We start from the raw sequence: 13,394 nt of genomic DNA, 5'->3' as shown, positions 1-13,394 counted from the left end.
GAATTTATTTAGTTGTTATTCAAAAGTTCAAAACGTAATTTCATCGATGCAGTCATTTTTCCGACCTCCTTTTTTATTAGGTTACCACACACGATTCAAAAAAAGCAATAGCTACTGAATAGTAACTGAAAACCTTTTATTTGAACGTAGTGATCTTTTCTGGTGCTAAACGAACAGACTCATAACCTTCTTCTACCGCTTTTCCTATTGATAAAATAATAACTGGAACATAGCGGTCTTTATCCAAACCAAATGCCTCTGCCAACTGATCTGCTTCGAATCCACCAATTGGATTTGTTTCATAGCCATGATCACGTGCAACTAACATGAATTGCATAGCCGCTAAGCTAGAATCGACTTTGACTACATCGTTCATTTCTTCTCTTGAAAAACTCTTGTAATAAGGAATGATCGCAGCTAATTGTTGATCTCTGACTTCTTTTGGCATCTTCCCTGATTCGTAAGCTTGGTTATAGATTTCTTCGCCATATTCGTAACATTGCATATCGCCAAAAATTATGACCATTGCAGAAGAAGTATCATTTTGTCTCGTATTGAAACGGATCAAAGGACGCAAGATTTCTTTTGCTTCCTCGCTTTCAGCGACCACAAAGCGCCATGGTTGCATATTCACAGAAGAAGGAGCAGTCGTCGCTTCTTTGATCATTTCCAGCATTTCTTCGTGTGGGATTTTGTATGTTTCATCATATACGCGAACGGATCTTCTACCAGTCATAATTGTTGAAAAATCATTTTTTTGTTCCATTATTATTAACCTCTTTCGTTTCTGTTGTTATATTGCAAAGTTGGGTATTCAATTTATCTAAAAGTGTTAGGAATTGTTTCATTTCTGCATCGCTGAAAGCTGGGGACAGCACGGAACCTGTATCTTTATGGTCCATTTCACAATGCTCGATTTTCTGCTGGGCTTTTTCTGTCAGTGCTACGTACACTTCCCGATTGTTCTGAGGATTTCTCTGACGCGAAACATAGCCGTTTGCTTCTAAAACCTTCAGATGACGAGTAACTGCTCCTTGATCAATCTGCAACTTTTCTTGCAAACTGCTTTGCAGCAATGGATTTTCTTCTTTCAGTCTCATCATGATCTCGTATCTAGTAAGACTTATACCGATATTTTCCTCAAAGATCTGGACGATTTTTTGATCGGCTAATTTGATTTGATATAAAAGGTGGCTAATCTCTTCTAAAGACATAATTTCCTCCTCTCTAATAATTGACTAGTCAACGATTGACTTGTCAATAATAGAATAAAAAAAGAAAAAAGTCAAAGAATCAGCTGTGAAATTAAAAAACAAAGGCTTTCAATAGAAATGAGTGTAAATAAAAGAAATCTCTTGTAGAATGAAAAGAAGGAACAATAAAAAAGAAAGAGAGGATAATGATGTGAGAAAAAGAATAGTAGCCGCAGTATTTCTCTTAGTGAATGCGACATTGTTACCTAATAGTCTCGTATTTGCTGATACCGTTTTGGCAAATGTTCAAACAACAGAAACATCTACCCTATCAGAAGATGAAAGCGCACCATCCCAATCAAGCCTATCTGGAGAGAATTCCTATCAAAATCTAGAAGACAGCTCTTCTGCAGTAGAAAATTTTACACCGCCAAAAATCTCTGGAAATCCCTCTTTGCAAGGAGCAAATGGTAGATTTGAACAAATGAAACCTGATAAAATCCACCTTTCAGCTTCAAAACAAACAAAGGAATCGTTCATTCAGCAGCAATCTGCTCATAGCTACATTGATACGCAAGGTGTGTATGAGATCGTCTCTACTGATGTCCAGCTACCCGATGGACAATGGGTGGATAAAGGAACGATCCAACTAGTCATACCAACAGAGCCAACAGAACAAGTCACCAATTATCTGGCCTATTATGTAGCAAAAAAAATCAAAACCTATTCTTTACCCTTGGAAAAATCAGCAGATTTCTTGATGTTTGACGATTCGATTACTCTAGACAAGGAGCATTTTCTTTCTTCCGTACGTGCGTATTACTCAGAAGTTGCAGCTGGTCCTATCATTCAAACACATATAAGTATGACAGAAACCTATACGACTCTGAATGAAACAGATATTTATCCTACCTTCTATCGCCAAGAAGAACATCAAAAAATATCTGGACCAGCCCTCATCACGGATAAAGTAGCGTTATCGGATCAAACAACTTGGGTACATATCCAAACAGCAAACTATGAAGGATGGGTAGCAGCAAACTCTGTAACTGCTCATGAGCCAAAAACAGTTCCAGTTGAAGCATCACAAGGTCAGCTTTCTGAATCAGCCGTTGCCTCTCTGTCACTTGATCAAGCTTGGTTAGAACAATCAGAGGGACCCATTTCACATTCAGAAAGTTATTACGTACAAAGAGCAGTCCAAATCAGCGATCAAGTGTTTTATGTGCTGACAGCAAAGGATTCTTCAATCGTTTTTGTCTCACAGAAAGAATTCCAACCAGCGGATCCAGTATCAGCAGAGACTGATTCCTCAAATGAACAGATAGGAACAGCTGAAAGTACAGCATCTGATTCAAAAGAAACAACTGATTCTTCTTTCCAGCCGCAAAACAAAGTGCCACAGACAGATGAATCTACCTTGCGTACTGCACATCCATCTATTACTTATAGTACACATGTCAAAAATCGTGGTTGGCTGCCAAATGTTTCTAGCGGTCAACTTTCAGGAACAACAGGTCAATCTTTACAAGTAGAAGCTTTTCGTATCCATCTTTCATCCTCCCTCTCTGGTGCTATTGAATACACCTCTTATGTCCAAGGTTCAGGATGGCAAAATTGGGTAGCTAACGGCGCTATTTCTGGAACGACTGGACAAGTCAAACAGATTGAAGGAATCAATATTCGATTAACTGGACAATTAGCAGCAACTTACAATGTTTATTATAGAGTCCATGTACGAAATTTTGGCTGGCTTCCTTGGACAATGAACGAAAATCCTTCCGGAACACTTGGATACGGTCATCAAATCGAAGCAATTGAAATCCAATTATTGGACAAAAACAGTTCCGGCCCTGCTACCAACGGTATTTCTTATATCGAAAAGGAACCATCCGTATTGGCGAATACTCACGTAACTAACAGAGGATGGTTAGGCCAGACAGATGCTGCTACTCAAGCTGGTACGACTGGCCAACGGTTAAGTCTTCAAGCAATGCAACTGCGTTTATCTGAAAATACAATTGGTGGCGGTATCACTTATCAATCCCATATCGCTAACAAAGGTTGGGAAACCAACTGGGCACAAAATGGCACGATTTCTGGTACGACTGGACAAAATCTGCCTATTGAGGCGATCCGCATCAATCTGACTGGCACAATCAGCACCCGATATGACGTTTATTATCGTGTACATGCACAAGAATTCGGCTGGATGAACTGGGCAAAGAACGGTGAATCAGCTGGTACACAAGGCTATGCTTACCGTGCAGAAGCGATTCAAATTGTATTAGTAAGGAAAGGAGGAGCCGCACCTGGTGCAACTACTCGCGCCTTTCGTATAGCTCCACCTAGAATCACGTTGCAAGGACATGTATCGAATATTGGCTGGGTAAGCCAAACGAGCCTGAACAACTCGATCAGCTACGCAAATCAAGGAAGACAATTTGAAGCGATTCGCGCAAATTTAGGAACATCAAGGTATACTGGCGGTATCCAATATGATTCACACATAGCTGACAGCGGTTGGACCAGAACTGTATCCAATGGAGCGATCTCAGGAACGACTGGACAAAATCGCTCTCTTCAAGCCTTTTCCTTTCAGTTAACAGGAGAACTTGCTGAAAACTATGATATTTATTATCGTGCCTTTGTTCGTTCCAGAGGCTGGTTAGGCTGGGCATCAAATGGACAAAAAGCAGGCTCTGTCAGAATGAATTTGCCTGTTGAAGGTATCCAGCTAACCATTGTTGAAAACGACCGGCGGCCAAGCGGCTATCAGCCAAACCAACTGACGATTCTAGGACAAGTGAATGATCAGACACCTCAGGGAAGATTCATCAATTCTGTCAGCCAAAGTGCGAATCGTATCGCGCCTGCTCATGGCTTGTATACTTCTGTCATGTTGGCTCAAGCGATCCTAGAAACAGGATATGGCACAAGCTATCTAGCTCAGCACGCGAATAACTTCTTTGGGATGAAATTCAAAGACGGCGAAGATGAAGGAAAGTATGGCTATATCTGGCATATATCTAACGAAGTGATCAATGGTGTCGTTGTCCCTGTCAATTCAAAATTTCGGGTCTATCAGTCTACTGACCAATCCTTCTTAGATAACGCCTTAAAATTAAGATATGGTGTTTCTTGGGACCCAAACCGATATGCGGGGACATGGAAAGTCAATGCACGTTCTTACAGAGATGCTACCCGTGCATTAACAGGAACATACGCGACAGATCCTGATTACGGTCAAAAATTGAATAATCTGATCGAATATTGGAAGCTGGATCAATTTGATTGAACGGGTATAAAAAGAGGTTGTGACAAGAATGTTGTCACAACCTCTTTTGAGTAAATGGTGTTCAAAAACTTGCATCTACGGTAATAAGTCCAGCCAAACGAAAAACATGAGAAACTGCTTTTGTTTGGCTGTTCTTATTACTTGATGCAGGACAGCTTTTTCACAACCTCTTCCTTAAACGGTGTTCTCCTACCAACTCCTCGGTCACAAGTCACAATATTCATCAAACATGAAAAGCTGCTTTTTGAAATTGTTTCTTGTGACTCAGAGTTAAACGGCAGGCTCACAACCTCTTGGTAAACGGTGTTCAATCAGCTGACCCTCGGTATTAGCTCAAAAAACGGCAAAATATGAAGAACTATTTTTCCGTTTGTTTCTCTAATACTCAGGTCAGGACGCTGATTTCACAACCTCTGATACATGGTGTTCCAGAAGTACCTTCTTCGAGAATAAGCCGAAATCTCACAAAAATTGGAGAAACAATTGTCGTCAATTCCTTCTTATTTCTTGAAGCTGACCACTTCTGTCACAACCTCTTTTTAATAACCATAAAATCCTATTCCTTCATATCTCCAGCCCATTGGCGTTAGCCAATCTCTTTCTTTCGCACTTAAGGTATAGTGATGGGTACCAGTTTTTTCATTTGGATTGAATAGTCGATAGATTGGCTTGGAACCACCAGAGTAAAAACTTAGACCTTCATAGCGCCAACCGATTTTTGTTAAGGAGTTGATCTCAGATTGCGCCATTGTGTAATGATGGTCTCCGCTGTAAGGATTGTATAAACGGTAGACAGGCTGTCCACTGTTTGGTGCTTGCCAAGCAATTCCTTCATATTCCCAGCCTACAGTTGGCAGATAATTTTTTTCGCCGGCATTCAATGTATACAAATGCTCTCCTGTATGACGATTATATAAACGATACATTGGAGAAGTTGAAGTTGGTGCTGTATCATACTGCGTCAGATTGTAAGTCTCGATTACATTGTTTAGTGTAGCACCATAATTAGGCGCAGTGGCATAACGACCGGTCAACCAAGCTGTAGCATCCTTGTAAGAGTTCGTATTGCTTTTCCATGCACCAGAATAGTAATACACGCCCGGCTGGAAAGAAGTCGTCTTCAATACCGTCACATTATCTTGTAATGATTCTTTGTACGAAGGATATTTTCTAAAAGCAGCATTTACCGTAATCCATTGTCCATTGACATATTCCGAAGTAGGCATCGTAACAGATTGACCATTATAGCTTCCTTTGATTCCAAATAGATTGTAATTAGGAGCAGAAGCCAAGGCACTGTTCCCCCAGCCGCTTTCAACGATTGCTTGTGCAATCATGACTGATGCGTATAAGTCATTGGCACTTGCCAAGCTTTGTGCAGTGGATGCAATACTATCAATGAATGCTTGTTGAGAATTAGCAGATGAGCGGGCAGAAAAAGCGTAGCCAGTATAGTTTTCGAATTCAGACAAATCTGCTTGATGGGTATGTGTCAATGTTTGTCCATCTGTCAATTGGTTCGTGATTTCTTCCGCATTCTCTGGATTTTTCTGAGCTTCTGCTGATGTGCTTTCTTCCGTTTGCGGTTGTTCTGTTGTCCCTGTTGTTGATTCTTCAGTTGAAACCGTATTTTCGGAGACAGTAGCTGACTGCAACGTACTTTCTGTATCGTTTTCAATTCCTATTTCTGAAGAACTCGTTGTCTGAGCTGTGACTGTTCCTGTCGTTTCTTCAGCTAGCACGGTTGTGTTGGCAACTGCTAGATTTCCTAAAAGAATAACGCTAAATAATAAATTTCTTGCTTTCATTCTTTTTCTCCTTTAAATATGAAACTTTACCTAAATAACAGTGTAACTAAAAAAGTAAAAGTAAGTCAATGCTCATAATTAAATAACATACGTTTCTTTATTTTGTGCTCTCAATGATCCTCATATATTCTATTAAATTACTATAATTATAAAAAAAGAATTGACAAAACATAACTGTCTATATAAAATGATTACGTTAACAATAATTCGTTTCATGTGACTAGATCATACTAGGCATGAAAAATCTCTGAGGAACATGGTTTCCCTAGGAGGTTTTTCGTGTCTATTTTTGTTTGGCCGCAATCAACTGGTCTAGCAGACATGAAAACCAAATCTTCAAAAAGGGTGCGCGCATGAAAATCAAAAAGATCTTTAATCAAAATGCAGTATTGGTAGATGACGGTGGGCAGGAAAAAGTAGCTATTGGAAAAGGAATTGGATTTGACAGAAAAAGAAATGATTTGATCTTTGATCGTGATATTGAGCGGATATTCGTCATGGAGCCAGAAGGACAAATCAAATTGCAAAATCTACTCAATCAGATCGATGAACGCTTTTTGTTTGCAGCAGAAACAATCATCGATCATGCGGAAACTGTCTTGATGGAGAAACTGAATGAACATGTGTTGATCGCTTTGACCGACCACATTGCTTTTTCTGCGGAGAATATCAATAACGGTATCGTCATCCGCAACAAGCTTTTGAGAGAAATCGAAGTGCTTTACAGTGATGAATTCAGTATTGCTCAATGGGCAGTAGAATATCTGACAAAAGAGCTTGGGATTCCATACACTTATGACGAAGCAGGATATATCGCAATCCATATCCACAGCGGACGAAGCGGTCGAAATAATAACCATCGCAGTATCCGTGAAGTGACGATTGTATCTGATATCATCCATTTAGTGGAATCAGAATTGGAAACAGATATCCATTCAGAACCATTTTCACTGAATTATTCAAGACTGGTGAATCATTTACGACTGCTTCTACAACGAACCCATGCGCAACAATATGCTGTCTTGGATACGGAAATCGTAGAAATGGTCAAACGAAAATACCCAGAAAGCTATAAGATTTCTAAAAAAATCCGTGTGTTGCTGACCAAAGAATACCAGCTCGCGATCACGAAAGAAGAACTGGGTTACTTGGCCATCCATATCGAGCGTTTAAGAAGCGCAATCGTACAAACAAATGTTAACAATCATGAGGAGGAAAAAAATTGAAAGCATATCTACAACGAATGGGACGTTCCCTTCAACTCCCAGTTGCGGTCTTACCTGCTGCTGCTTTGCTAGTAGGGATCGGAAACTGGTGGGCATCTTATAGTAACGACATTGTCGCTCATTTTTTACAAGCTGGCGGTAACGCAGTTTTAGGTCAATTGCCTTTGCTGTTTGCTGTTGGGTTAGCACTAGGGATGTCAGTGGACAAATCAGGTGCTGCTGCCTTGGCAGGTTTGGTTGCATTTGAAGTTCCAGTAAATGTTTTAAAAACTGATTCAGTAGCTACTTTATTGAATATCAAACCAGAATCAGTTGATCCATCTTTTGCTCAGATCAGTAACGTATTTATTGGTATTATTGCCGGATTGATTGCGGCAGCTCTTTATAATCGTTTCCACGAAGCAAAATTACCGATGGCTTTATCTTTCTTTAGCGGCAAGCGTTTAGTGCCAATCTTGGCTGCCTTCGTCATGCTGCTGATCAGTGCAGTGCTACTGCTCGTATGGCCTCCGGTTTACTCTGCTTTAGTTTCTTTTGCTAAATTCATTTTGAGCTTAGGCTGGGTTGGTGCAGGTCTTTATGGCTTCTTCAACCGTTTACTGATCCCTACAGGATTGCATCAAGCAATGAACTCCGTGTTCTGGTTTGACGTAGCTGGAATCAATGATATCGGTAAATTCTTGGCTTCTGAAGGAACAAAAGGCGTAACAGGAATGTATCAAGCTGGATTTTTCCCAATCATGATGTTCGGGCTTCCAGCAGGAGCATATGCTATTTACAGAAATGCCCGTCCAGAAAACAAAGCAAAAACAGCTTCATTGATGTTAGCAGCAGCTTTTGCTTCATTCTTTACTGGTGTAACAGAACCACTTGAATTCTCATTTATGTTCGTTGCTTGGCCATTATATGTCTTGCATGCCATTTTTACTGGGATTTCTTTAGCAGTGAGTGCATTCTTCCATTGGACAGCAGGATTTGCCTTTAGTGCCGGATTTGTCGATTACTTCCTATCTTTGAAAAATCCGATTGCGAATCAGCCTTTGATGTTGATTGTCCAAGGATTAGTAACAGCAGTGATTTACTACTTTGGCTTTAACTTTGCTATCAAAAAATTCCATCTGATGACTCCTGGCCGCGAGGAAGCAGATCTTTCAGATGACGATACTGCAGCGACTAATTCAGACAATAAATATGCTGCACAAGCAAACAAAATCTACGCTGCATTAGGCGGAGCTGACAATGTAACTTCAATCGACAACTGTACTACACGTCTTCGTTTGCAAGTCAAAGATACAGGCCTGATCGATCAAAACAAAATCAAAGCCACTGGCGTACCTGGAATGAAAATCATTGATGGGAAAAATGCGCAAGTCATCGTAGGTACAGAAGTACAATTCGTTGCAGATGAGATGGCAAAATTGCATGGTGGCGCTGCAGCACGACCTACACAAACAAACACTGTGGTTAAAACAGAGACATTTGCCGGTGGAACGATCGAACAAGATATTTACGCTATCGCAAATGGGAAACTGATTCCAATCACTGAAGTTTCAGATGATGTATTCGCAGAAAAAATGATGGGTGACGGCTATGCTGTATTACCAGAAAATGGAGAAATCTTCTCTCCAATCGCTGGTACAATCACAAACATTTTCCCAACGAAACATGCCGTTGGTATCCAAACTGATTCTGGTATCGAAGTCTTGCTTCATATGGGCATCAACACTGTTGACTTAAAAGGCGAACCATTCACTTTATATGTAGAAGAAGGTCAAAAAGTCGCAAGAGGTCAATTGATTGCTTTAGTTGATCTTGCTGCTATTCAATCTGCAGGCAAAAACACGGATATGGTCGTTGTATTCACAAATGGCGACAAAGTCCAAAACCTAGAAATTAAACCCGCACGTGATGTAAAAGCAAATGATAAAATCGGCTCTGTTTCCAACAAAGCCTGAGCCATCGTCTTCCCCAGACTTTTTTATCGATAAACAAAAGAAGCTGAGACAAAAATCTTGTCTCAGCTTCTTTTTCTGAATAAAAACGGCGTTCTCCTGCCAACTCCGCGGTAATAAGTCCAGCCAAACGAAACATATGAAGAGCTATTTTTTATTTGACTCTTCTTATTACTTGATGCAGAACAGCTTTTTTACAACCTCTGGTAAACGGTGTTCAAAAACCAGTTTATCGGCATGAAGTCAAATTTATGCAAAAATGTGGAAAGCCATTTTCATAAAATTTTTCTTCATACTCAAAACTAAGCGGCTTTTTCACAACCTCTTTATATCATCCATTATTCCTGATCCAATATTTCTTTCAATGCTGCTTCAAGAGAGATTAATGGTTTTTCCAAAACTTTTTCTAAATCATCAGAAGAAACAGCTAACTGACCCTTTTTGATATCATGTTGGATCGCTAAAAACATGTCAGCTGCTTCTTGAGGGAATCCGGCTTCTTTTAGATTTTCGACAAACGCTGCATCACTTGCTTCAATAATTTCTAACTCTTTACCTGTCGCACGCTCTAATGCCTTGGCTAATTCTTCATAGTCAGTTAGATGGCCGGATAATTCTAAGATTTCTGGGGAGTCATTCTCTACTAGTACTTTTGCTGCGGCTTCTGCATATTCCCGTTTCAATGCCCAACCTGTTTTTCCATTTCCTGCAGCATAAACGAATTGACCAGTTTTTAAAGCTTGCCCAATGATAGGTAATTCATTCTCTACATACCAATTGTTCCGTAAAAATGTATGGGGAATACCTGAATCCTTAATCGTTTTTTCAGTGAATTGGTGATCTGGCGCTAATACACTGATTGAGTGATCGGCATCTGCAAAACTTGTATAAGCGATATAAGATACCCCGGCTGCTTGCGCTGCTTTCACTACATTCTCATGTTCGGCTTGGCGATTTCCTGGAACGCCAGAGACAAAAAGCAATCGATCTATTCCTTTCAACGCTTCTTTCATTGAATCTAAATCATCATAATCACCAATACGTATGTTAAATCCAGCTTCTTTCAGTGCTTCTCCTTTTTCTTCACTACGTACTAGTGCATAGATTTCATTTTGTGGAACCATCTTTTTTAAGAATTCCAGCGCATAACCACCAAAACCTCCAGTTGCTCCTGTTACTAAATAATGCATCTTTCCCACTCCTTATTCTTTTTATTTGTTAAGATTTATAGCTGTACATTTATAAATTACACCTTTATCATAAAGAGTGTGGTAAGATAAGTCAAGCAAAAAAAATGAAAGGATGACAATTGATGAAGTATTCTCTGCAATTTAGTGATGCAATCCATGTACTTGCTTATATTGAAATGTTTCAAGATACCCGATTGCTTTCTAGTGAGATGATTGCCAGTAGTATCGAAACAAATGCAGCAAATGTACGTAAAATCATGAGTCAGCTCAAAAAATCCGGCTTGATCCTTACAAAAACCGGAAAACCGCAACCTTCCCTTGCCAAAAGACCAGATCAGATTTCTTTACTAGATGTCTATCGTAGCATTGAAGGTAATACACAGCTTATCCAAGTCGATCCAAAAACAAACCCAAATTGCGTCGTTGGTGCAAATATCCAGGAAGCTTTAGAAGAAAGCTACGCTCGGCTGCAGAAAAAAGCAGAAGAAGAAATGGCTAAGATTACACTTGATAGTCTGATACATAAAATAGCCGTTTTGGAAAAAGAAAAAAGACCAGAAAACACAGGCCTCGTAGAGAGATTTTTATAATTCTCTCTATTGGGCCTGCATTTTTCTGATCGGAATCGTCTACATAAATTCTTTTATTCTCCCAGGAACAAAATCCTTGTCATGCCTCTTTTTCCTCTCTAATGCTCAGGTCAAAGCGCTGAAGTCATGACGTCTTGATAAACGGTGTTCAAGTAGCTGACCCTCGGCATTAGTTCTGAAAAATACAATATGGAAAGCTATTTTCCATTTTTCCTCTCTAATGCTCAGGTCAAAACGCTACTTTCACGACCTCTATATTATCATGGTTTGTTGACTACCGGTATCCAGATTTCTCCAATGTATTTCCCATCGGCAACACCCATTTCAACGACAGCATTCGGTCCCCCAACATAGGCGTAATCTTCTACTTCTCTTAAAACATGTCCAAAGGCCGTATTCGTCAAATCATTTCTCAACTCTTCAGACGACTCAGCAGAAGCGCTTACAATGAGATAGGTTCCTTTTGGAAATGGGATGATTCTCGTAGTGTTAGGAATATACTGGCTCGTTTGAACACCGACATAGTACATCATTTTCCCGTCATAGGGTTCGTTGACTGTAAAGAAATAATGATTTTCAGCAGCTTGTTTCAAGGTGTCTATTGTTCCGTCACTGATGACTTTTTGCTCAAAGGCTTGCTTCTCTGCTGCCAAACCGACAAAATCTGTATTGCTACTTTTCAATTCCACACCAATACCTGTCACTGCAAACTCTGGTTTTTCTTCAATCTTATACTTTGCCATTTCTCCCACCCTTTCTATTATGTTAAGTTCATCTTACATAAAATTAAAGAGAAATGACACGATTACGCTCTTCTTGTAGGGATACTTTCATTTTTTAACTATTTTTTTGCTTTCACTGCAATCCAAATTTCACTGTAAACATGACTGAAGTCCTCTCCCCATTTTGTAAAAGAGATCTCGGGAGCTTCAACTAACTCATAATCTGAAGAAGGAAGCCATTCTGCATAGATTTTCCCCCAAGTGTCTTGTAAAGTTTGGGGAAATGGTCCTTTATTAGGAAAAATGGCCCAAGTGTGTTCTTCTATAGCAAACATTTCTAAATCAGCGTACGGATTTTCTTTTGTCGTAGCAAAGCCGATCATGTGCATCAAACTACCCTTTTCTTCCAAGCGGTCTCCATCAAATCCATAAGAAACGTTGATTACTTGATGTGGATATAAATCTCCTAACTTATGCATCTCTTCCCTTTGAGTCTCCGTGATCGTCTGCGCTAACTTTTGTATTTCTTGATTAACTCCTTCAAATTGGACAGGGACTTTTTTCGCCACACCTGCCACATAAAACTGTTCTTTCTTTTCGATACGAAATTCCATCGATTTTCCTCCTCTGACATCAATAAAAAATGTCAAGCGTGGAAAAGATTTTTGTATGCCATATCTGCTGATTTCTGAAGGCAGATAACCTGACCAATCACGAAAAGCTCTTGAAAAACCCTCGACTGTTTCATATCCATATCTAAACGCCGTTTCTGTTACTTTTTCCCCACCTAGAAGATCGCGATTAGCCAAAGCCAATCTACGGTTTTTGATATAGTCCATCAGAGACATCCCTGCAATAAACGTAAAGATGCGCTTTAACTGATATTCAGAGATTCCTGTATTTTCGGCTATTTTTTTATAGGTAAGACTTTCTGTCAAATGTTCTTCGATGTAATCAATCAATTGGTTCAGATCTTTAAGCATGTTTATCTTCCTCCTTGCTTGCCTTTTTATCATATTATCAAAGAAAGTCAATTACTTGATGAATCAGGAACCAATTTAGTCGGGTATAGAAAAATTTGTATGGATTTAAAGAAAATTCTCAAGCAGCGTTTTGTAACGGATAATTGGTAGTATCTGCCTACTTATGTTTTACTTTTAGAAAAAATGAATTTTGGGGAAGACACATTCTAAGTTAACAAAGCAGGAAAAATAGCTTTTATCCCCTTCGTTAAACCGCTTACTATCTACTGTACAAAGCAAGTAGCTATTCGGACTGTTGATACGAACGCTGCTTGAATCTTTCTTTGCGTTACATCATACCTCTTTTATTGATTGAAACCATTATTTATTTCCAACAAAATTCCTTCATTTTTGCCAGATAAATAAAAAAACAAAAAGTTCCATCTTTAAAAT

At 39.5% G+C, this 13,394-nt stretch carries 10 protein-coding genes; 4 read left to right on the top strand and 6 right to left on the bottom strand.

Annotation, left to right across the window (positions count from 1 at the left end; genetic code table 11):
• Nucleotides 1-136: 136 nt before the first annotated feature.
• Complete coding sequence (locus AB3I00_RS09430) at nucleotides 137-766, bottom strand: nitroreductase family protein (RefSeq protein ID WP_368025113.1); 630 nt, start codon at nucleotides 764-766, stop codon at nucleotides 137-139.
• Nucleotides 750-1,214 carry a MarR family winged helix-turn-helix transcriptional regulator gene (locus tag AB3I00_RS09425; protein ID WP_002315865.1) on the bottom strand — a complete coding sequence of 155 codons (465 nt, stop codon included), beginning with the start codon at nucleotides 1,212-1,214 and terminating at the stop codon, nucleotides 750-752. The genes AB3I00_RS09430 and AB3I00_RS09425 overlap by 17 nt, the downstream gene beginning before the upstream one ends.
• Before the next feature lie 148 nt (nucleotides 1,215-1,362).
• Between AB3I00_RS09425 and AB3I00_RS09420 the strand changes: the two genes are divergently transcribed.
• The gene (locus AB3I00_RS09420) at nucleotides 1,363-4,491 is read left to right on the top strand and encodes a glucosaminidase domain-containing protein (RefSeq protein ID WP_368025112.1); all 3,129 of its coding nucleotides are present in this window, start codon (nucleotides 1,363-1,365) and stop codon (nucleotides 4,489-4,491) included.
• 539 nt (nucleotides 4,492-5,030) lie between these two features.
• On the opposite strand, the gene AB3I00_RS09415 is transcribed toward AB3I00_RS09420, so the two are convergent.
• The gene (locus AB3I00_RS09415; RefSeq protein WP_002343128.1) at nucleotides 5,031-6,299 is read right to left on the bottom strand and encodes a glycoside hydrolase family 73 protein; all 1,269 of its coding nucleotides are present in this window, start codon (nucleotides 6,297-6,299) and stop codon (nucleotides 5,031-5,033) included.
• 353 nt (nucleotides 6,300-6,652) lie between these two features.
• Here AB3I00_RS09415 and AB3I00_RS09410 point away from each other — a divergent pair, with 353 nt between their 5' ends.
• Nucleotides 6,653-7,525: a PRD domain-containing protein gene (locus AB3I00_RS09410; RefSeq protein WP_002310480.1), complete on the top strand. Its 873-nt coding sequence runs from the start codon at nucleotides 6,653-6,655 to the stop codon at nucleotides 7,523-7,525.
• Nucleotides 7,522-9,480: an N-acetylglucosamine-specific PTS transporter subunit IIBC gene (gene nagE, locus AB3I00_RS09405; protein ID WP_368025111.1), complete on the top strand. Its 1,959-nt coding sequence runs from the start codon at nucleotides 7,522-7,524 to the stop codon at nucleotides 9,478-9,480. Before AB3I00_RS09410 ends, nagE begins: the two co-directional genes overlap by 4 nt.
• Before the next feature lie 335 nt (nucleotides 9,481-9,815).
• Here the strand turns inward: nagE and AB3I00_RS09400 are convergent, their stop codons facing one another.
• Nucleotides 9,816-10,667, bottom strand: coding sequence for an SDR family oxidoreductase (locus AB3I00_RS09400; protein WP_368025110.1), 852 nt, complete (start codon nucleotides 10,665-10,667; stop codon nucleotides 9,816-9,818).
• Between the two features lie 122 nt (nucleotides 10,668-10,789).
• Here AB3I00_RS09400 and AB3I00_RS09395 point away from each other — a divergent pair, with 122 nt between their 5' ends.
• Nucleotides 10,790-11,257: an Rrf2 family transcriptional regulator gene (locus AB3I00_RS09395; protein ID WP_002314309.1), complete on the top strand. Its 468-nt coding sequence runs from the start codon at nucleotides 10,790-10,792 to the stop codon at nucleotides 11,255-11,257.
• A 260-nt stretch (nucleotides 11,258-11,517) separates the two neighbouring features.
• Here AB3I00_RS09395 and AB3I00_RS09390 read toward each other — a convergent pair whose 3' ends face one another.
• Both AB3I00_RS09390 and AB3I00_RS09385 read right to left on the bottom strand, forming a co-directional pair.
• Entirely contained in the window at nucleotides 11,518-12,000 is a 483-nt protein-coding gene (locus AB3I00_RS09390) for a GyrI-like domain-containing protein (protein WP_368025109.1), read from the bottom strand.
• 98 nt (nucleotides 12,001-12,098) lie between these two features.
• Entirely contained in the window at nucleotides 12,099-12,962 is an 864-nt protein-coding gene (locus AB3I00_RS09385) for an AraC family transcriptional regulator (RefSeq protein WP_002315858.1), read from the bottom strand.
• Between the last annotated feature and the right edge of the window lie 432 nt (nucleotides 12,963-13,394).

The organism is Enterococcus sp. C76, assembly GCF_040886985.1.
In the GTDB taxonomy this organism is placed as follows: Bacteria; Bacillota; Bacilli; order Lactobacillales; family Enterococcaceae; genus Enterococcus_B; species Enterococcus_B lactis.
The sequence above is the reverse complement of the archived record's forward strand: the minus strand, read 5'-3'. Positions and strand labels throughout refer to the sequence as shown.